General features: G+C 71.4%; 20 protein-coding genes. 8 read left to right on the top strand and 12 right to left on the bottom strand.

Annotation, left to right across the window (positions count from 1 at the left end):
* Positions 1-1101, top strand: coding sequence for a M20 family metallopeptidase (locus AMETH_RS24080; protein WP_017983728.1), 1101 nt, complete (start codon positions 1-3; stop codon positions 1099-1101).
* Positions 1102-1155: 54 nt separating this feature from the next.
* A complete protein-coding gene (locus AMETH_RS24075) occupies positions 1156-1491 on the top strand; it encodes a DUF3099 domain-containing protein (protein ID WP_017983727.1) in 336 nt (111 codons plus the stop codon).
* A gap of 184 nt (positions 1492-1675) precedes the next feature.
* Here AMETH_RS24075 and AMETH_RS24070 read toward each other — a convergent pair whose 3' ends face one another.
* Genes AMETH_RS24070 through AMETH_RS24055 form a run of 4 tightly spaced genes read right to left on the bottom strand, consistent with a single transcriptional unit; the run spans position 1676 to position 4378 of the window.
* Entirely contained in the window at positions 1676-2542 is an 867-nt protein-coding gene (locus AMETH_RS24070; RefSeq protein ID WP_017983726.1) for a carbohydrate kinase family protein, read from the bottom strand.
* The gene (locus AMETH_RS24065; RefSeq protein ID WP_017983725.1) at positions 2539-3444 is read right to left on the bottom strand and encodes a pseudouridine-5'-phosphate glycosidase; all 906 of its coding nucleotides are present in this window, start codon (positions 3442-3444) and stop codon (positions 2539-2541) included. Before AMETH_RS24065 ends, AMETH_RS24070 begins: the two co-directional genes overlap by 4 nt.
* A gap of 12 nt (positions 3445-3456) precedes the next feature.
* Positions 3457-3966 (bottom strand): pyridoxamine 5'-phosphate oxidase family protein, encoded by a 510-nt coding sequence (locus AMETH_RS24060; RefSeq protein WP_017983724.1) that lies wholly within the window; start codon positions 3964-3966, stop codon positions 3457-3459.
* A 16-nt stretch (positions 3967-3982) separates the two neighbouring features.
* Complete coding sequence (locus AMETH_RS24055) at positions 3983-4378, bottom strand: tautomerase family protein (RefSeq protein ID WP_017983723.1); 396 nt, start codon at positions 4376-4378, stop codon at positions 3983-3985.
* Between the two features lie 60 nt (positions 4379-4438).
* On the opposite strand from AMETH_RS24055, the gene AMETH_RS24050 reads away from it, so the two are divergent.
* Entirely contained in the window at positions 4439-4693 is a 255-nt protein-coding gene (locus AMETH_RS24050; protein WP_017983722.1) for a DUF3039 domain-containing protein, read from the top strand.
* On the opposite strand, the gene AMETH_RS24045 is transcribed toward AMETH_RS24050, so the two are convergent.
* Positions 4654-5745: a YihY/virulence factor BrkB family protein gene (locus AMETH_RS24045; RefSeq protein WP_017983721.1), complete on the bottom strand. Its 1092-nt coding sequence runs from the start codon at positions 5743-5745 to the stop codon at positions 4654-4656. The genes AMETH_RS24050 and AMETH_RS24045 overlap by 40 nt on opposite strands.
* Positions 5746-5957: 212 nt before the next feature.
* Between AMETH_RS24045 and AMETH_RS24040 the strand changes: the two genes are divergently transcribed.
* A complete protein-coding gene (locus tag AMETH_RS24040) occupies positions 5958-7721 on the top strand; it encodes a DEAD/DEAH box helicase (RefSeq protein ID WP_017983720.1) in 1764 nt (587 codons plus the stop codon).
* 294 nt (positions 7722-8015) lie between these two features.
* Here the strand turns inward: AMETH_RS24040 and AMETH_RS24035 are convergent, their stop codons facing one another.
* Both AMETH_RS24035 and AMETH_RS24030 read right to left on the bottom strand, forming a co-directional pair.
* The gene (locus AMETH_RS24035; protein WP_017983719.1) at positions 8016-9356 is read right to left on the bottom strand and encodes a PepSY-associated TM helix domain-containing protein; all 1341 of its coding nucleotides are present in this window, start codon (positions 9354-9356) and stop codon (positions 8016-8018) included.
* A gap of 139 nt (positions 9357-9495) precedes the next feature.
* The gene (locus AMETH_RS24030; protein ID WP_017983718.1) at positions 9496-9678 is read right to left on the bottom strand and encodes a DUF7455 domain-containing protein; all 183 of its coding nucleotides are present in this window, start codon (positions 9676-9678) and stop codon (positions 9496-9498) included.
* Between the two features lie 413 nt (positions 9679-10091).
* Here AMETH_RS24030 and AMETH_RS24025 point away from each other — a divergent pair, with 413 nt between their 5' ends.
* Together AMETH_RS24025 and AMETH_RS24020 are read left to right on the top strand one after the other, a co-directional pair.
* The gene (locus AMETH_RS24025; RefSeq protein WP_017983717.1) at positions 10092-11438 is read left to right on the top strand and encodes a type I glutamate--ammonia ligase; all 1347 of its coding nucleotides are present in this window, start codon (positions 10092-10094) and stop codon (positions 11436-11438) included.
* Positions 11426-12070: a DUF6885 family protein gene (locus AMETH_RS24020; protein ID WP_223842926.1), complete on the top strand. Its 645-nt coding sequence runs from the start codon at positions 11426-11428 to the stop codon at positions 12068-12070. Before AMETH_RS24025 ends, AMETH_RS24020 begins: the two co-directional genes overlap by 13 nt.
* Here AMETH_RS24020 and AMETH_RS24015 read toward each other — a convergent pair.
* The 3 genes from AMETH_RS24015 to ppgK all read right to left on the bottom strand — a co-directional run bounded on the left by AMETH_RS24015 (position 12060) and on the right by ppgK (position 16198).
* Positions 12060-13499, bottom strand: coding sequence for an amino acid permease (locus AMETH_RS24015; protein WP_017983715.1), 1440 nt, complete (start codon positions 13497-13499; stop codon positions 12060-12062). The two genes, AMETH_RS24020 and AMETH_RS24015, sit on opposite strands and share 11 nt — an antisense overlap.
* A gap of 348 nt (positions 13500-13847) precedes the next feature.
* Positions 13848-15248, bottom strand: coding sequence for an RNA polymerase sigma factor (locus AMETH_RS24010; RefSeq protein WP_026153316.1), 1401 nt, complete (start codon positions 15246-15248; stop codon positions 13848-13850).
* 188 nt (positions 15249-15436) lie between these two features.
* Positions 15437-16198 carry a polyphosphate--glucose phosphotransferase gene (gene ppgK / locus AMETH_RS24005; protein WP_017983713.1) on the bottom strand — a complete coding sequence of 254 codons (762 nt, stop codon included), beginning with the start codon at positions 16196-16198 and terminating at the stop codon, positions 15437-15439.
* A 64-nt stretch (positions 16199-16262) separates the two neighbouring features.
* Here ppgK and AMETH_RS24000 point away from each other — a divergent pair, with 64 nt between their 5' ends.
* Positions 16263-17081 (top strand): inositol monophosphatase family protein, encoded by an 819-nt coding sequence (locus AMETH_RS24000; protein WP_026153315.1) that lies wholly within the window; start codon positions 16263-16265, stop codon positions 17079-17081.
* A 94-nt stretch (positions 17082-17175) separates the two neighbouring features.
* On the opposite strand, the gene cei is transcribed toward AMETH_RS24000, so the two are convergent.
* Positions 17176-17853, bottom strand: coding sequence for an envelope integrity protein Cei (gene cei, locus AMETH_RS23995; RefSeq protein WP_026153314.1), 678 nt, complete (start codon positions 17851-17853; stop codon positions 17176-17178).
* A 393-nt stretch (positions 17854-18246) separates the two neighbouring features.
* On the opposite strand from cei, the gene AMETH_RS23990 reads away from it, so the two are divergent.
* Positions 18247-18555 (top strand): DUF4193 domain-containing protein, encoded by a 309-nt coding sequence (locus tag AMETH_RS23990; RefSeq protein ID WP_017983710.1) that lies wholly within the window; start codon positions 18247-18249, stop codon positions 18553-18555.
* Positions 18556-18572: 17 nt separating this feature from the next.
* Here the strand turns inward: AMETH_RS23990 and AMETH_RS23985 are convergent, their stop codons facing one another.
* A complete protein-coding gene (locus tag AMETH_RS23985) occupies positions 18573-19073 on the bottom strand; it encodes a DUF3093 domain-containing protein (protein WP_017983709.1) in 501 nt (166 codons plus the stop codon).

The raw sequence follows: 19073 nt of genomic DNA, 5'->3' as shown, positions 1-19073 counted from the left end.
GTGACCGACGCACTCGCACTCACCCGCGCGCTGACCGCGGTCGACACGGTGGGCCACGCGGAGAGCGCGGCGCTGGAGGTCGTGGCGCCGCTGCTGCGGGACGCGGGGTTCCACCTGGAGGTGTTCGAGCACGAACCCGGCCGCGGCACGCTGGTCGCCGAATGGGAGACCGGGCACGACGTGCCGCCGCTGTGCCTGTCCGGGCACGTCGACACGGTGCCGCTGGGCGGCGCGCCGTGGCAGCGCGACCCGTTCGCCGGGGAGACGGACGGCGACCGCGTGTACGGGCGCGGCGTGAGCGACATGAAGGCCGGGGTGGCGGCGATCGTGACGGCCGCGGTCACGATCGCGCGGTCCCGGCCACGGCGGGCCGGGCTGCGGCTCGTGCTGACGGCGGCGGAGGAGACGGGGTCGCAGGGCGCGCGGTTCGTGGCCGACCGGCTGGGGCCGAGTGGTCCGCTGCTCATCACCGAGCCGACCGCGAACGTGGCGTTCCATGGGCACAAGGGCGCCTTGTGGCTGGAGGCGCTCGCCACCGGGGTGACCGCGCACGGGTCGATGCCGCACCTCGGGGACAACGCCGTCGTCAAGCTGGCCGCGGCGGTGTCCAGGCTGGCGGAGTACCGGTTCGGGGTGGAGCCGCACCCGGTGATGGGGCCGCCGACGCTGAACGTGGGCACCTTCACCGGCGGGCTGAACACGAACTCAGTGCCCGACCGCGCGGTGGCGACGGTGGACGTGCGGACGGTGGCGGGACAGGACCATGCGGCGTTGCTGGAGTCGCTGGCCGCGGTCGCGGGGGTCGAGGTGCGCCCGCTGATCGACCTGCCGCCGGTGTGGACCGATCCGGGCGACGAGTGGGCGGCCTCGGCGGCCGAGATCGTCCGGGAGGTCACCGGCGCGGGCGGGGAGGTGGCGACGGCGACGTACTTCACCGACGCGTCCGTGCTGACCCCCGCGCTGGGCGGGGTGCCGACGCTGATCTGCGGGCCGGGCGAGCCGGAGCAGGCGCACGTCACCGACGAGTGGTGCTCCATCACCCGGCTGGCCGAGTCGGTGGAGATCCTCACGCGCGTGTGTGCCGGGTGGTGCGGGATTTAACGCCACCCGAGTATCGCCGGGGAGGGGGAAGTGGCAGCATGGAGGGCACAGGAGGTGGTCGCGGTGAACAGGTCCCCCCGGAGCACCGGCGACGAGGACGCCCCCGTTCTCATCACCGAGGCCGCCCCGTCCTACGAAGACGAGCACGCGGCGCGCAAGCGCAAGTACATGCTCATGATGGGCATGCGGTTCCCGTGCCTGGTGCTGGCCGGGATCTTCTACCACACGTGGTGGCTGGCGCTGCTGTTCATCGTCATCTCGATCCCGCTGCCGTGGGTCGCGGTGCTGATCGCCAACGACCGCCCGCCCCGCAAGTCGGAGAAGGTCAACCGCTACCAGCGCAACGCGAAGGCGATCGAGCACCGCGAACACCGCATCATCGACGGCTGACCCCCGCGCGAGTCCCACGTTCCCGGGCGCGAGTCCCACGTTCGGCCGTCCGGGCCTCGGCCGGGTACGAGCCGCCACGCAGAACTCGCACGGCTGAGCGTGGACTCGCACGGCTGAGCGCAGAACTCGCGTGGTTGAGCGCAGAACTCGCGTGGTTGAGCGTGGGACTCGCGTCGACGCTAGGTCAGGGCTGGGCGCCGACCTTGGTGACCGCTCGCGCGCCCAGCCGCACACCGGATCGCAGGACGTCCACAGTGGACGACCCGCGGAGCCAGGCCGCCAGCACGCCCGCGTCGAACGCGTCGCCCGCGCCGGTGGAGTCCACGCACTCCGCCTCCTCCGCCGGCACGCTCACCTCACCGTCCGCGGACACCCACGTCGCGCCGTCCAGACCTGCCGTCACCACCACCGCGCCGACGTCGTCCAGCAGCGCCTTCGCCGCCGACGATGACGCCGAACCGGTCAGCGCCAGCAGTTCCTCCGTGTTGGGCAGCAACAGATCCGTGCCTCGCACGTCCGCCAGGAACGCCCGTGGATCGGTGATCAACGCGGCCGCCTGCGGGTCCACCGACGTGGTCAGCCCGGCCTCCTTCGCCGCCGCCAGCGCGGCCAGCCCCGCGGGCCGCGACGAGGGGTCGAGCAGCACGTACCCCGACAGGTGCAGGTGGTCCGCGCCGGCCAGCACCGCCGGGTCGATGTCCGCCGGCTCGAACCGCGCCATCGCGCCCCGGTCCGGCAGCATGCTCCGCTGACCCGAACCGTCCACCAGCACCACGACCACGCAGGTCGGCGCCTCACCATCGACCGCGAACGCGCACGACACGCCCGCCGCCTCCAGCTCGGCCCGCACCGTGCGCCCGCCGGCGTCATCGCCGACGCGCGCGACCAGCGTCGTCTCCACGCCGGCCTCGGCCAGCCACACCGCCGTGTTCGCGCCCGCGCCGCCGCCGGCCAGCCGCACCCGCGACCGCGAGTCGCCGCCGTGGACGATCGGTCCCTCGTGCCGGGCCACCACGTCCAGCCCGGCGTCCCCGACCACGACGACCTTCACGCGAGCTCCACCGCGACCTCGGCCGCCACCCGCGCGTTGGACACCACCAGTTGCTCGTTCGCGTCCAGGCTCACCCCGCCGCTCGCGGTGTGGAAGTGCTCCAGCAGCACCGGCGTGACCTCCTTGCCGTGCACGCCGCGCGACTCCAGCAGCGCCAGCCCCTCGGCCAGCAGCCGGTCGTGCAGCTCGGCGTCCATCTCCGCCTCGGCCGGGATCGGGTTGGTCAGCAGCACCCCCGACGACGAGTACTGCCGGTGCGCGGCGACGACGGCCGCGGCCGCGGCCGGGTCGTCGACCCGCCACGGCACCTCGAAGCCGGAGGTCCGCCGGTAGAACGCGGGGAACTCGCCGGTCCGGTACCCCAGCACCGGCACCGAGTTCGTCTCCAGCACCTCCAGGGTGGCGGCGATGTCCAGCACCGACTTCACCCCCGAGCACACCACCAGCACCGGCACCCGCGCCAGCACGCCGAGGTCCGCGGAGATGTCCCAGGACTCGGCCGCCCCGAGGTGCACGCCGCCCAGCCCGCCGGTGGCGAACACGCCGATCCCGGCCGCGTGCGCGAGCGCCGAGGTGCTCGCCACCGTCGTCGCGCCCGAGCGGCCGAGGCCGATCGCGGGCCCCAGGTCACGCAGGGACAGCTTGTCCAGCCCGGCGTCGGGCGCGCACACGCGCTCCAGCTGCGCGCGCGACAGGCCGGCGTACACGACGCCGTCGAGCACCGCGATGGTGGCCGGCACCGCGCCGGCCTTCCGGACGGTCTCCTCCAGCCGGTTCGCGACCGCGAGGTTGCGGCCGGGAGGCAGGCCGTGGGACAGGATCGTGCTTTCGAGCGCGACGACCGCGCGGCCGCTGTGAACGGCGTCGGCGACCTCGTCGGCCAGCGATATCGGGGGTGTCACGAGGGACCATCTTCACCGACGGTCCGGCGTGAAGTCCCAGCGGGTGGGCGAGCCGCCGAAGTCGCGCTCGTCCAGCCCGAACACCCACCGCGGGCGGACCCGCACGGTCGCGTTGACGCCGGGGTCGAGGAAGTCCATGCCGTAATCGGTGCGGTACTTGGCGTTCACCGCGTCCAGGAACGCCCGCACGGACACCGTGTCCCGCACCACCTTGGCGACACCCTCCAGCACGACGGGGTTGAGCGCGTCGTCCGTCGAGATCGTGACGGCCGGGTTGGCGAGCAGGTTGCGCACCTTCCGCGCGCCGCGCGACGAGGAGAACCACAGCGCCTCGTCGTGCCACACCGCCCACACCGGCATCAGGTGCGGGCGGCCGTCCGGCCACACGGTCGCGACCCAGTAGTCGTGCGAGTCCCGCAACCGCTTCTCCGCCCAGGACCAGGGCAGCAGTCCCGTCCCCTGGTCGGCGGGCAGGGTGCCGTAACCGGGCATGTGCGGGCGGGTGGCGCGGGGAACGGCCATCGGCGGAGCCCTCCCTTCACCCCAGATACTGCGCCACGCCCTCCCCGAAGGACCAGTCCACCGGCTGGTTCTCGGTCACGCTGACGAACACGTTCCGCGGCTCGATCCCGGCCCGTTCGGATGCCAGCTCCGCGATCCGCGCGTAGAGCGCCTTCTTCTGCGCGTAGGTGCGGCCCACCCGCATCGTGATGCTGACGAACACCACGCCGTCGTCCCGGCGGATACCGAGGTAGCCGGGGTCGTAGCGGAGGTGGCCGTCGGAGCGGGTGACGATCTGGAAGAAGTCGTCCCGCGGCACGTCGATCGTCTCGGTCATGGCCTCATGGACCGCGTCCCCGAGCGCGGTCAGGGTTGCGTCGTCGTGCACGGGCAGGGCGTCGATGCGTACGAGTGGAATGCGACCATCGTACATACCAGTAGGTACAGAAGCCAGTGTGTCGGGCACGGCGGGTGCTGCGGCAAAATGGAACACATGAGCACCCAGACGCTGCCCGAGGTCGACACACGCCCGGAGACCACCGACGAGACCGACAGCGATCAGCCGAAGGTCTTCCACTACGTGCGCAAGGACAAGATCGCCGAGAGCGCGGTCATGGGCACGTACGTGGTGGCGCTGTGCGGCGAGGTCTTCCCGGTCACCCGCTCGCCCAAGCCCGGCTCGCCCGTGTGCCCGGCCTGCAAGGAGATCTACGAGGGCTTGCGCCCCGGCCCCGACGGCGAGGACTGATCCGCGAGGTCGTCCTCCTCGGCCGCGGGAGCTTCCTCCTGCTTGCGCGGCTTCCGCAACGGCTGCGTGGTGCGCTCCCACAGTGACGGCGAGTCCGCACGCAGCCGTTCCTTGGCGCGCTCCATCTCCAGCCGCCGCCACTTGCGGCGCTGGCGGCGCGTCATCTTCGCGGGCCAGAGCTCCTGGATGGCGGCGTTGAAGTAGGCGCCGCCGACGATGGCCATCCCGATGAAGAACGTGAACAGCAGGAACGCGATCGGCGTGGCCAGCGCGCCGTAGGTGTAGCCGGTGCTGGTGATCCAGGACAGGTAGACCCGCAGGCCGACACTCGCGAGCAGGAAGATCACCATCGCCAGCACCGCGCCGGGCAGCCCGCGGTGCCACGGCAGCCGGCGCGGGAGGGCCAGCTTGTACAGCGTCGCCACGGCCAGGACCAGCAGCACCCCGATCACCGGGTAGTACAGCCAGCTGATCCACGTGGTGATGGTCGGCGCCCAGCCGTCGGGCAGGAAGTCGATCAGGACGTTCGGTCCGATCGCGATGATCGGCAGGCCGACCACCAGCAGCACCAGGCTCGCCAGGTACAGCAGCAGCGCGTAGATCCGCTGCCAGACCTCGTTGCGCACGCCGTACTGGTCGTGCGCCACGGTGATCGCGTCGACGAACGACGACATCGCCGACGAGCCCGCCCACAGCGAGATCAGGAAGCCGACCGAGACGATCTCGCCCTTGCCGATGGTCAGGATGTCGTCGACCGTGGGCTCGATGATCTGGCTCACCACGTTGCCGCTGAAGATCTTGTCCGCGAACGTGATGATCCGGTCGTGCACGGCGGTGACGAAGCCCTGGCCGAACCAGTCGCCCATGAAGCCGAGGCTGCCGAGCAGCCCGAGCAGCAGCGGCGGCAGCGACAGCGTCTGCCAGAACGCCGCCTCCGCGGACTCGGAGAAGATGTTGCCGTCCCACGCCTTGTTCAGCGTGCGCCCCAGCAGGCGCGCCGGACCCTTGCGGCGGGCGGCGCCATCGGGCGTCTCGTCGGACGGTGAACTCATGTCAGCCCCAAGCATGGCGGAATCGGCGCGGTTTGGCTTGTCAAGACCTGTGGCGTGTTCAACTCCGCCGTGCCGTTCGCGGCCCTTGTCGGGGGGGACGGGTAATCTCCGATGAGCCGCCCTCACCCCCGTCCGGCATCGCGGCCGGGCAGTTCCGTGGGGGCATTCGCATGTCGCGTTCCATCGTCGGCGAGAGGAGGGGGAGGAATCCCTTGTCGGACACGGCCCAGGGTAATCGGACCGGTCAGGGCTTCGCCGCACCCGAGCCCCAGCACGACTCCACCGCCCGCCCGCTGCGGGCCTGGCAGCGCCGCGCGCTGACGAAGTACCTGAGCACGCAGCCGCAGGACTTCCTCGCCGTCGCGACGCCGGGCGCGGGCAAGACGGTCTTCGGCCTGCGCATCGCCGCCGAGCTGCTGTCCGACCGCACGGTCGAGGCGGTCACCATCGTGACCCCGACCGAGCACCTCAAGCACCAGTGGGCGGCGTCCGCGGCGATGGCGGGCATCCCGATCGACTCGAACTACCGCAACGGGCAGGGCGCCGTCGCGGCCGACTACCGTGGTGTGGCGCTGACGTATGCGCAGGTGGCTGCGCACCCGACGCTGCACCGCGTGCGCACCGAGGGCCGCAAGACGCTGGTCATCCTGGACGAGATCCACCACGGCGGCGACGCGAAGAGCTGGGGTGACGCGATCCGCGAGGCGTTCACCCCCGCCGTGCGGCGCCTGTCGCTGACGGGTACCCCGTTCCGCAGCGACGACTCGCCCATCCCGTTCGTCACCTACGAGCCCGACGGCGACGGCTCGCTGCGCAGCAAGGCCGATCACGCCTACGGCTACGCCGACGCGCTCGCCGACGGCGTCGTCCGGCCCGTCGTGTTCCTCGCCTACAGCGGTGAGGCGTCCTGGCGCACCAGCGCGGGGGAGGAGTTCACCGCGCGGCTGGGCGAGCCGCTGACGGCCGAGCAGACGGCCCGCGCGTGGCGCACCGCGCTGGACCCCGGCGGCGAGTGGATCCCCGCCGTCCTGCAGGCCGCCGACACCCGGCTGCAGCAGCTGCGCAGCGGTGGCATCCCGGACGCGGGCGGCCTGGTCATCGCCACCGACCAGGAGTCGGCGCGCGCCTACGCGAAGATCCTGGCGCGGATCACCGGCGAGGCGCCCACGGTGGTGCTCTCCGACGATCCGAAGGCGACCGCGCGGATCAGCGAGTTCTCCGAGTCGACCGACCGGTGGCTGGTCGCGGTGCGGATGGTGTCCGAGGGCGTCGACGTGCCGCGTCTCGCCGTCGGCGTGTACGCCACAAGCGCGTCGACGCCGCTGTTCTTCGCCCAGGCCATCGGCCGGTTCGTGCGGGCCAGGCGCAAGGGCGAGACGGCGAGCGTGTTCCTGCCCAGCGTGCCGGTGCTGCTGGAGCTGGCCAGCGAGCTGGAGGCCCAGCGGGACCACGTGCTCGGCAAGCCGCACCGGGAGAAGGACGGCTGGGACGACGAGCTGCTGGCGCAGGCCAACCGCACCGAGGACGAGCCCGGCGAGGAGGAGAAGGCGTTCACGTCGCTGGGCGCCTCGGCCGAGCTGGATCAGGTGATCTACGACGGCAACTCCTTCGGCACCGCGGTGTTCTCCGGCAGCGAGGAGGAGCAGGAGTACCTCGGGCTGCCCGGGCTGCTGGAGCCGGACCAGGTGCGGGCGCTGCTGCGCAAGCGGCAGGAAGAGCAGCTCGCCGACGCCAGCCGCCGCAAGCCGGAGAAGGAGCAGGTCCCGGCGCCTGCGCCGCGGCCGCAGTCGGTGAACGAGCGGATCGCCGCACTGCGCAAGGAGCTGAACACCCTGGTGGGCATGTACCACCACCGCACGCGCAAGCCGCACGGCGCGATCCACAACGAGCTGCGCCGCGCGTGCGGCGGCCCGCCCACGGCGATGGCGACGATGGAGCAGCTGGAGGAGCGGATCGCGACGCTGCGCTCCTGGTGAGAGGGGCTCGCGGCGCGGGGCCGACCTCGGTGATCATGAGGGCCGGGCACGGCCCGGCCGGTCGTGGCCCGCGGGGCGGGCCCTGGTGGGGCCGGCAAGCGGCGGTGGGGGCGATTGGCCCGGCTGGTCGTGGCCCGCGGGGCGGGGCCCGGTGGGGGCCGGCAGGCGGGGGCGCGATCGGATCGGCTCACCGCGCCTCGCGCGGCGTTTCCGGCCCCGGTGACCGCAAGACCGGCCGCCGTTGGCCGCCCCGGGGCGGCCCGGGAGCGCGGGCTGCCCCGGGGCGGCCCGCCGCTACGTCCCGGCGCGCGCCACGGTGGGGCGGCGGCGGTGCGCCCGCCACCCGAGGAAGGCGTCGAGCAGCAGGAACGCCAGCAGCGACAGCCCGAAGACCGGCATGAACCAGCCGACCACGATGCCGGCGGCGGCCAGCGGCACCAGCACCTTCATCGGCAGCCGCCGCAGCGAGCCGCGCACGAAGGGGCGGCCCACCGGCCGTCCGGCCGGGCGGCGCTGCCACCACATGCGGTACCCCCAGACGATCATGGCGATCAGACCGGCCATCACCACGGCCAGCACGATCTGGTTCGCCAGCCCGAACAGCAGGCCCATGTGCGCGTCGATGCCCCAGCGGGCCAGCTTCGCGGCCAGCGGCCAGTCCTCGAAGCGCAGCACGTTGAGCACCTCGCCGGTGGCGGGGTCGATCGCGGCCGAGTCCTGCCTCTCCGGCCAGCTGCGCTGGATCTGTTTGACCACGTAGGCCTTGCCCGCCCCGGGCGGGGTGATTTCGACCGGGTCGTCCAGGCCCACCGTGCGGGCCGCGGCCAGCGCCCCGTCGAAGTCCACCGCGGGGGCGGCGGCCGCGCCGGGCAGCTTCGACGGCACCGACGGCGTCTGCCAGCTCAGCGCGGCCCTGACCTCGGAGATGTTCTGCCCGGCGAACTGCGACCACGTCAGGCCCGTCGCGGACAGGAAGAACAGCACCAGCGCCACCCACGTGCCGGTGGTCGCGTGCCAGGACAGCGTGCGTGCCCGGCCGGTGGTGACCTTGCGCTTGCGGCGGCGCCCGCCCCACCACAGCACCAGCCCGCCTGCCACCACGACCGCCAGCCAGCTGGCTGCCAGCTCGCTGTAGATCCGGCCGACGTCACCCAGGTGGAGGTTGCGGTGCAGGTTGTCCAGCCAGCCGCGGATCGGCATCGGGCCACCGGAGCCGTAGGTGTCCAGCACGCCGCGGATCTCGCCGTCGTAGGGGTTCACGAAGGCGGTGCGGTAGTAGCTCTCCGGCAGGCCGTCGACCTTGAAGACGACCTGGGTGGTGTCGGTCGCCGTCGGGCCGGGGCGCACGCTGTACAAGGTCCCCTCAGGCACCGCGTTCTCGGCGGTGGCGACCTGCGCGGACAGCGGCTGCGCCGTGGTTCCGGCCGGCACGTGCAGCTCGTGGTCGTAGACGACCTGTTCCAGCTGCGGCGTGAACACGTACAGCAGACCGGTGATCGCGGCCACCACCAGGAAGGGGCCGACGAGGATCCCGGCGCAGAAGTGCAGGCGCAGCAGGACCGGTCGCAGCGTCCCGCGGGGCGTGGACGGGGCGGCGGGCGGTGCGGTTGGCTCCAGGATGTCGTCCGTCGTCATGCTGCTCCTCGGCGGGGAGGGACCGGCTTTCCCTCCAGGTCGCCGGGATCAACGCGACGGTTCCCGGTGTGACGTCGGGCACATGACAAGCGGGCGCCCGGGTGAACCCCGGGCGCCCGCCTGCTGTCTGTGGTCTGGCTCAGCCGCGCTGGATCTCCGCAGCGATCTCCTTGAGCTTCGACTCGTACTCGCGGGCGTGGTGGCCGCAGAAGAGCAGCTCCCCACCGCTGGAGAGGATGGCTCGTACCTGTGCTGCGGCGCCGCACCGGTCACAACGGTCGGCTGCGGTCAACTCGGGGCGGGTGAGCGTCGGTGATGTCATTGGAGTCTCCCTCCGTCCCGGCATCGGCTGCCCGATGCCATCGATCCAGCGGCGACCACTTCGGCCCTGCGGTTGCCCGTCGGCTCCGCGGTGTTCGCTGGCCTCCACTCTTGCAGACGCTGAGCGCCTGGCAAGTGTTCCCGGCTGCTTGGGATGTGTGTCACGCATAATTACCCCGGATGTCGTAGATCAATCCCGCCATTCAGGACGGAGAAACCTGTCAGAAACCCGTTTCCCGTGGTCAGGACCAATGTGAGCAGGCGGAAATCGGCTCGTGCGAACCCGTGTCAAGCGGGCGCGCGGAGCAGCTTGTTCGTTCTCAGCGGAATTCGGTGGACCGGTCCGAGGCAAGATCGTGATCAGTCCGTGTGCGAAACCATCCCCCGCGCGGGGCACGTGAGACACTCCCTGTCATGACGAAGCAGGCGTCGGCGGCCGCGAAGGACCTGGCGGCAACCGGGGTCGGCGGGGCGCAGATCGCCTGGGCCGACAACAACGGCATCCCGCGCTCGCGGATCGTGCCGATGTCCGGCCTCGCCGCGGCCGCGACCCGGGGCGTCGGGATCACGTCGTTGTTCGCCGTTTTCGACACCCACGACGTCATCACGTTCGGCCACCCGGGACTGGGCACACCCTCGGGTGACGTGCGTCTCGCGCCGGTGATCGACCGGCTGCGACGGCTCGCCGGGCAGCGCGCGCTCGCCTGGGCGCCCGGGCGGCAGATCGCCGCCGACGGATCGCCGTGGCCCTACTGCCAGCGCACCGCGCTGGAAACCGTGGTGTCCGCCACGGCGAACCTGGGTTACGAGATCCGCGCCGGCTTCGAGATGGAGTTCGCCGTGGCTCCCGCCGGGGCGCCGGACATCGCCTCGGCGCCCGGCCACCACGGTCCGGCCTACAGCCCGCACGCCTTGATCCCGCTGGACGACTTCGTCGCGACCGTGCTGCACGACTTCGACGCCAACGGCCTGTGGCTGAACCAGTTCCACGCCGAGTACGGCCTGGCGCAGCTGGAACTCTCGCTCGCGGCGACCGATCCGGTGTCCGCGGCCGACGACCAGCTGCTGGCTCGTCAGACCCTGCACGCCGCTGCGCACAAGCACGGGCTGCGGCTGAGCTTCGCGCCGATGGTCAGCCCGGAGGCGGCGGGCAACGGCTGGCACCTGCACACCTCGGTGTGGCGCAAGGGGCGCAACCTCCTCGCCGGCGTGCCGCACGCCGAGGGCGCGGGCTATCTCGCCGGGCTTCTGCGGGACCTGCCCGCCATCACGGCGGTGACCGCGCCGAGCGTGCCGTCCACTCTGCGGTTGCGCCCGGGGTACTTCGCCAGCGCGTACGCGTTCTGGGGTGTGGAGAACCGCGAAGCGCCGTTGCGGTTCGTGCCGGGGTCCGACCTGCTCGGCGACGAGCACGCCAACGTGGAGCTGAAGCCGTGCGACGCCTCGGCGAACCCGTACCTGGCGCTCGCCGCCGTGATCACCGCCGGGATCGCCGGACTGGAAGAAGGGCTCGCCCTGCCCGATCCCGTCGGCGAGGATCCCGGCGTCTGGACCGAGGACGGCCGGGCGGCCGCGGGAATCCGCCGTCTTCCGGCCACATCGGACGAGCAGGACGAGGCGCTGGCGTCCAATGACCGGATGCGCGCGGCGCTGGGGGAGGAGCTGCTCGGCGCGTTCCGCGCGGTGCGCGCCTCGGACCGGCGCTGGGCCGCGGACCGGACGGTCGAGGAGATCGTCGCCGCCCACCTGTGGCGGTACTAGTGGGGCTGCTCGACGAGGTGCGTTGGTTCCCCGGCGCCACGCGCCTCATCGACCTCGCGCGGGCCGAGATGCCGCAGCAGAAGGGCGAGTCGGCCGCGTTCGTCACGCTGGTTTCCCTGCGGGCGCACGGGATCGTGGTCGCGAACCAGGACGACACCGCGTCCGCGGGTTTGTCGCCGGCGTCCACCGCGGCGGCCGTCGCGGAGCTGTCCGGGGGCGAGCTGACCGCGGTCGCCGCCGAGGGCCGGTGGACCGCCGCCGCGTTGCGCGCGATCCTGGCCGGGGTGCCTGAGCTGGACGCCACGCTGGTGGCCTTTGTGGACACCGCAGACCTCGGCGCGCCGGACACCCCGGACGCCGCGCTGCGCGACTACCTCGACGGCGGGCTGCCGCCGTTCTGGAGTTCCCGTTGGCGTGCCAGGAATCCGGTGTTCCTCGCGGGCGTGCTCAGCGGTGTGGGCGGCACACTGGTGGCCATTGTGGACGGTTATCGCTGGGCGGGCCGGGATGGGGTGCACCTGCAGATGCTCGACCGGGTGGTCGCCGCCCTGCGCGGGCTGCTGCTCGTGGTGCCCGCCGCCGACGCGGCCGCGGCGCGGGCGCTGGTCGCGCGGGCGGGGTTCACTCCTTGACCGCAAGGCGGGAATGCCTGCGGCCGTAGGCGAAGTAGATGACGAGGCCGATCGCGAGCCAGACGGCGAACCGGATCCAGGTCAGCACGTCCAGGTTCAGCATCAGGTACAGGCAGGCCAGCGCGGCGATGACCGGCAGCGCCGGGGACAGCGGCACCATGAAGGGCCGCTTGAGGTCCGGACGCTTGTGGCGCAGCACCGGCACCGCGATCGCGACGATCACCATCGCCGACAGCGCGCCGATGCTGACCATGTCGGACAGCTCGGTGATCGGCACGAACGCCGCGAGCAGGGCGATCAGCACCGCGCCGCCGATGGTCATCCGGTGCGGCGTGCCCCAGCGCGGGTGCGTGGTGCCGATCGGCTTGGGCAGCAGACCGTCCCGGCCCATCGCGAACCCGATGCGGCCGATGGTGACCAGTTCCACCATCATCACCGAGGTCAGGCCGGTGACCGCGCCGAGCGAGATGAGGGCGCTCACCCAGTGCTGGCCGACCGCGTCGAACGCGGCGGCGAGCGGCGCGCTCGTGTCGATGTCGGTGAACGGCACCATGCCGGTCAGCACCAGCGACACGGCGAGGTAGAGCAGGGCGCACACGCCGAGGGCGCCGAGGATGCCGATGCGCAGGTCCTTGCGCGGGTTGCGGGTCTCCTCGCCGAGGTTGGCCAGCGCCTCGAACCCGGTGTAGGCGAAGAACACGATCGCCGCCGCGGACAGCACACCGCCGATGCCGTACACGGACTGTTCGAGCCCCAGCCCGGCCTGCACGACCGGCTGGTGCAGCACGCTCGCCCCGCTCTCGTCGGGCTGGGCGGGCGGGATGAACGGGGTCAGGTTGGCGCCCTTGATGAAGAACACGCCCACGGCGATGATCAGGACGCACACCGCGACCTTGACGAGCACCAGCACGTTCGTCACCCGGGCCGACTCGCGGATCCCGAGCACGGCGACGACGGTGAGGACCGCGATGATGGCGACGGCGCCCACGTTGACGGTCGCCTCCTCGCCGAACCACTCCTGCGGCAGCCCGAGCAGGTTCGCGAGGTACCCGGACCACCCGCGCGACACCACGGCCGCGCCGAGCGCGAACTCGAGGAGCAGGTCCCAGCCGATGATCCAGGCGAACACCTCCCCGAGCGTGGCGAACGCGTAGGTGTAGGCGCTGCCGGCTGTCGGCACGCTGGAGGCCAGTTCGGCGTAGCAGAGCGCCGCCAGGCCGGCCACGACAGCCCCGATCACGAACGACAACGTCACGGCCGGCCCGGCGTGCGTCTTGGCCTCCACGCCCGCGAGCGTGAAGATGCCGGTGCCGATGATGATGCCGACCCCGAAGCCCACCAGATCCCTGGCCCGCAGGCGGCGCTTCAACTCGCCGGACTCCTGCCGGGCGAGGACTTCGTTGACGTCAAGCGTTCGGGTGATGCCCATGGTGGAACGTTAGAAGATCACCTGGCTCCCCGCAGCGCGGTGGCCCTTTGCTGTGACGAAGGCGGCGAGGACATCTTTTGATCTTTTTCCTGCGCTTCGCGCAGGAGCGCCTCACGGCGCTCGAACGGTCACCTGTCGACCCCCGCCCCCGATGCCTGAATGTGTTTCAGTCGCCGAGCAGGCGTGTCAAGGCGGGGAAGCGTACCTTGACACCCCTGCTCGGCGACTAAAGATCGGCTGTGGATCGGGAGGTCTGGTTGGGGTAGTCGGCCTACTTGCGTTGCCGGCTTGCGTTGCCTTGTAAGAGAAGAAGCCCGGGCCTGGTGGCCCGGGCTTCCTCTTTTGCTCTCAGTCCAGGTAGTCCCGCAGGACCTGCGAGCGGCTGGGGTGCCGCAGCTTGGACATCGTCTTCGATTCGATCTGCCGGATGCGCTCGCGCGTGACCCCGTAGACCTGGCCGATTTCGTCTAAAGTCCTCGGCTGGCCGTCGGTCAGGCCGAAGCGCAGCCGGACCACGCCGGCCTCGCGCTCGGACAGCGTCTGCAGCACCGACTGGAGCTGATCCTGCAGCAACGTGAACGACACGGCGTCGACCGCGACGACCGCTTCCGAGTCCTCGATGAAGTCGCCCAGCTGCGAGTCGCCCTCGTCGCCGATCGTCTGGTCCAGCGAGATCGGCTCGCGGGCGTACTGCTGGATCTCCAGGACCTTCTCCGGGGAGATGTCCATCTCCTTCGCGAGCTCCTCGGGGGTGGGCTCGCGGCCGAGGTCCTGCAGCAGCTCACGCTGGATGCGGCCGAGCTTGTTGATCACCTCGACCATGTGGACCGGAATACGGATGGTCCGGGCCTGGTCCGCCATCGCGCGGGTGATCGCCTGCCGGATCCACCACGTCGCGTACGTGGAGAACTTGTAGCCCTTCGTGTAGTCGAACTTCTCGACCGCACGGATGAGGCCCAGGTTGCCCTCCTGGATCAGGTCCAGGAACGCCATGCCGCGGCCGGTGTAGCGCTTGGCCAGCGACACGACCAGACGGAGGTTCGCCTCCAGCAGGTGGTTCTTGGCGCGCTCCCCGTCCCGGATGATCCAGCGCAGGTCGCGGCGCATCTGGGTGGCGAGCTTCTCGCCCTCCTCCTCCGCGATGCGCAGCCGCTCCGCCGCGTACAGGCCGGCCTCGATCCGCTTGGCGAGCTCGACCTCCTCCTCGGCGTTGAGCAGCGCGACCTTGCCGATCTGCTTCAGGTACGCGCGCACCGAGTCCGCGGACGCGGTGAGCTCGGCGTCCTTGCGGGCCTGCCGCAGGGCCTCCGACTCCTCCTCGTCCCAGACGAAATCACGATCGGTCGACTTGGCGCCCGACTTCGCGGCCGGCGTCTTCTCGTCCGGCTCGTCCTCGTCGAGGTCTTCGGCTTCGTCGGTGACGGTCGCGTCGACGACGTCGACCTCCACCTCGCCTTCGAGGTCGGCGAGATCGGCTTCGAGGTCGACGTCCTCGATGTCCTCGCCGCCGGGGCCGTCCGGCTCCCCGTCGTCGGTCTTGCCGGCCTTGCGGGTGGTGCGGCCCTTGGCCGGAGCCTTCTTCGGGCCCTTGGCCGCGGCCGGCTTACGGGTGGTCGCCTTCTTCGTGGCGCCGGAGCCCTGAGCCTCGGCCTCGGTCACGTTCTCACGGCCCGCGTTGGGTTCCGCGCTCACGTCGGCGGCGCTCGTTGTCTTCGTGCCGCTTCGGGTAGCGGTTTTTGCGGCTGCCACGTACGCCCTTTCGCAGCGGTCGATCACGGCGAGCCGGGATGGTGCGTCCCGGCTGCCTCAGATTCGGGGAACGTCCCGCGGCCTGCGGTTTTGTCCTCCGCGACCGTGGGCCGTGTTCCATTGTAACGACGATACGCCGGTGCGTTGCGGCCGATCATCGTTCAAACCCGCGGCGGCCTGTTCGCTGGTCAGTGCTCCAGGCCCTCGGCCGCGGCCAGCGCCGCGCCCACGATCCCCGCGTTGTTCTGCAGCGATGCCACCAGGACCGGTGTCCTGATCTCCAGCAGCGGCACCCACTTCTCGGCCTTCTTGCTGACCCCGCCGCCCACGATGAACAGATCCGGCCAGATGAGGTTCTCCAGCACGGAAAGGTAACGGTTCACGCGCTTGGCCCAGTGGGGGTAGGACAGGCCCTCGTTGTCCTTGACCGAAGCGGCCGCCTTCTTCTCCGCGTCGTGCCCGTCGACCTCGAGGTGGCCGAACTCGGTGTTCGGCATCAGGGTGCCGTGCTGGAACAGGGCGCTGCCGATGCCGGTGCCGAACGTCAGCAGGGTGGTGACGCCCTTGCGGGCCCGCGGGTCGCCGTAGCGGATCTCGGCCATGCCCGCCGCGTCGGCGTCGTTGAGCATCGCGATGTCGTCCTCGTGGCGGTCCAGCCGCTTGGCGAACAACGCGTCCGCGTCGGTGCCGATCCAGCTGGGGTCGATGTTGGCCGCGGTGTGCGCGACGCCCTTCTTCACCACCGCGGGCAGCGTGATGCCGACCGGGCCCTCCCAGCCGAAGTGGGCCACGACCTGGGCCACCGCGTCGGCCACCGCGTCCGGGGTCGCCGGCCGCGGGGTGTCGATCCGGAAGCGGTCGCCGATCAGTGCGCCCTTTTCCAGGTCGACAAGGGCGCCCTTGATACCGCTGCCGCCGATGTCGATTCCGAAACCACGGGTCGCCGTCATTGGCGCCGTCCCTTCTCGCTCGATTCAGAAACCTGTGCCGGAGACTTTAACCGGGTGTGGTCCCATGGTGGACGTGGGAGCTGCCGAAACAGAGTTGAAGGACGTTGCCGTCCAGGTCGCGGCTGAGGCCGCGGACCTGGTCCGCCGTGCCCGTGACGCCATGGTCGCAGGTGAGCCGGTGTCGGTCGAGACCAAGACGACCGACACCGACGTGGTCACCGCGGTCGACCGCGCCGCCGAGCAGCTGGTGCGCGACCGGCTGGCGGAGCTGCGGCCGGGGGACCACGTCCTGGGGGAGGAGGCAGGCGGCGCGGCGGGTGACGGCGTGACGTGGGTGGTGGACCCGATCGACGGCACCGTCAACTTCCTCTACGGCGCACCCCTGTTCGCCGTGTCGCTCGCGGCGCAGGTGGACGGGGTGTCGGTGGCCGGGGCGGTCGTGGAACCCGTCAGCGGGCGCTGCTGGACGGCCGTGCGGGGCCAGGGCGCGTGGCTCGACGGGCGGCGGCTCTCGGTGTCCTCGCCCGAGCGGCTGGAGCTGAGCCTGATCGGCACCGGGTTCGCCTACCAGGCCGAGCGGCGCGCCCGGCAGGCCCGGTTGGTGTCCGGGCTGCTGACCCGCGTGCGCGACGTCCGCCGGGCTGGGGTGGCCTCGCTCGACCTGTGCGCGGTGGCGGCCGGGTGGCTGGACGGGTACCTGGAGCACGGCCTGCACCGCTGGGACTGGGCGGCCGGAGCGCTGGTGGCGGAGGAAGCGGGCGCGGTGGTGCACCTACCGGGCTCGGACCCGGCCCTGGGGGCGGACGCGACCTTCGCGGCCGCGCCGTCGATCGCCGGAGCGCTCTACGACGCGGCCGTGGAGTGCGGCGTCAAGGAGGTGTAGCGCCCGACGGCGACCGCTGCGGCCGGGTGCCGAACTCGCGCTCGTGAGTGTGGGACTCGCGGGCGGGAATACGGGACTCGCGGGTGCGAGCGGGTCAGCAGGTGCCGGGGCGGGCGGCGGCCAGCAGCGCCTTGTCGATCACCGGCGGGTTGACCGCGGACTGCTCGCCGCCGTCGCCGTCGTGCTGGTTCGACCACGCCTGCAGCTGCGCGAGGATGTCGCGCGCCGCCTGCGTCGGCACCACGTCGCCGAAGGCGCTGCCGATCGCCAGGTCCACGCTCGCGTCCTCGCGGTTGTCCCGCACCAGTTCGACGCACGGCACGACCAGGCTGAGCGTGCGCGCCGCGGAGCTGCCGTTGTCGCCGAAGCGCAACTGGCCGCGGCAGGCCGCCTCGTCGGTCGCGTAGGCGGGGTCGTTCTCCGGCGGCGCGATCTGCGTGAAACCCAGCTGCCGCAGGCTTTCCGTGGTGATCGCGGCCTGCCCGCGCTTCTCGCTCGCGTTGAGCACCTTCACCGCGATCCGGTCGGCGGGCACGGGTGTGGTCTCGTCGAGCGCGTTGTAACCCAGGTTGGTGTACGTCACACCGGGTGGCGGCGTGGGCGGCGGATCGCACCGCAGCGCCTCGTCGATGTCCTGCTTGCTGGTGATCGCGCGCACCCAGATGACCATCGCGACGAGTCCGAGCACCCCGATCACGATCAGCGCGGGTAGCGGGCGGCGCTTGCGGTAGGGCCGCGATCTCCGGTTGCCGTAACCGATCCCCGACGACACCTGCCCCACCCCTTCGATCGAAGACCCGAACACCCGCTCGCCCGAACCGTCGTTCCTGATCAGCGTAGGCGTTACAGTGCACCAGCGTCGTCACCCGTCCGAAGCCGGGGTACGTGTCGCACCGTCCCACGGGCGTCCCCGGGAATGTGTTCCCTCTGTTGGGTGACGTATGCCCTGCTTCGAATGACACTCTGCGCGCGCGGGTAAAGCGTGAGCTACCCTCTGCGGGCTCCGCCCGTAGATCAGGTACCGAAACACGTTGCTGAAGAGAGACCTGGCTCACTACGGCGGCGGGCACAAATCGGGGCGCTGGGACGTTGACCAGCGGCACGACGGCATGCGAACAGTGTGCTTGAACAGTGATTACGAAGCTGATCGCAGGGGTGAGGGACAATGGCGACCGACTACGACGCTCCGCGCCGCAGCGAAGCCGACGAGCTCGCCGAGGACTCGTTGGAGGAGCTGAAGGCTCGCCGGAACGAGACGCAGTCCGGCGTGGTGGACGTGGACGAGGACGCGAGCGCGGAGAACTTCGAGCTTCCGGGCGCGGACCTGTCCGGGCTGTCGGGTGAGGACCTGACGGTGAAGGTGGTGCCGAAGCAGGCTGACGAGTTCACCTGCTCCGTGTGCTTCCTGGTGCACCACCGGAGCAGGCTGGCGGAGGAGCACAACGGGCAGATGATCTGCCGCGACTGCGCGTGAGACCGCGGACGGCCGGGCTACTTCCCTGAGCGGAGCAGCTCGGCCAGGGCCTCCGGCCTGCGGGTACTGAACACCCAGTAGGGGGTCGGGTCCGCGGGGTCGGTCAGGTGCACGCGCAGCAGCGAACCGACCCAGCCGCGATGCGTCACGTATGCGGCGGGGTCGAGTTCCGGTCCCATCGCCTTCCGCTTCCGGTCCTTACCGATGACCTCGACCTCACCCACGAACCGCAACGGCAGATGAGCGTCACCGACTTCGAGCTCGTCGCCGGTCACCCGGATCCGGGCCCGGCCCATGGCCACCAGCCACGCCACCATCAGCGGCATCAGCACCGCGAACGGCAGCCACAGCGGCACCGAGGGGTAGCCGAGGTGGATCTCGTAGGCCAGCAGCGCCGCGCCCGCCAGCGGCAGCGGCCAGCCCCACCACGACAGGTACAGCCGTTCGGAATACCGCGTGCTGCCGTCTCCCGCAGTCGTCTCGCCCACCGCACCGGCCGCGCTCGCGTGCTCACCCAT

It is taken from the genome of Amycolatopsis methanolica 239, from assembly GCF_000739085.1.
In the GTDB taxonomy this organism is placed as follows: domain Bacteria; phylum Actinomycetota; class Actinomycetes; order Mycobacteriales; family Pseudonocardiaceae; genus Amycolatopsis_E; species Amycolatopsis_E methanolica.
This window is presented reverse-complemented; position numbering and strand designations above follow the sequence as displayed.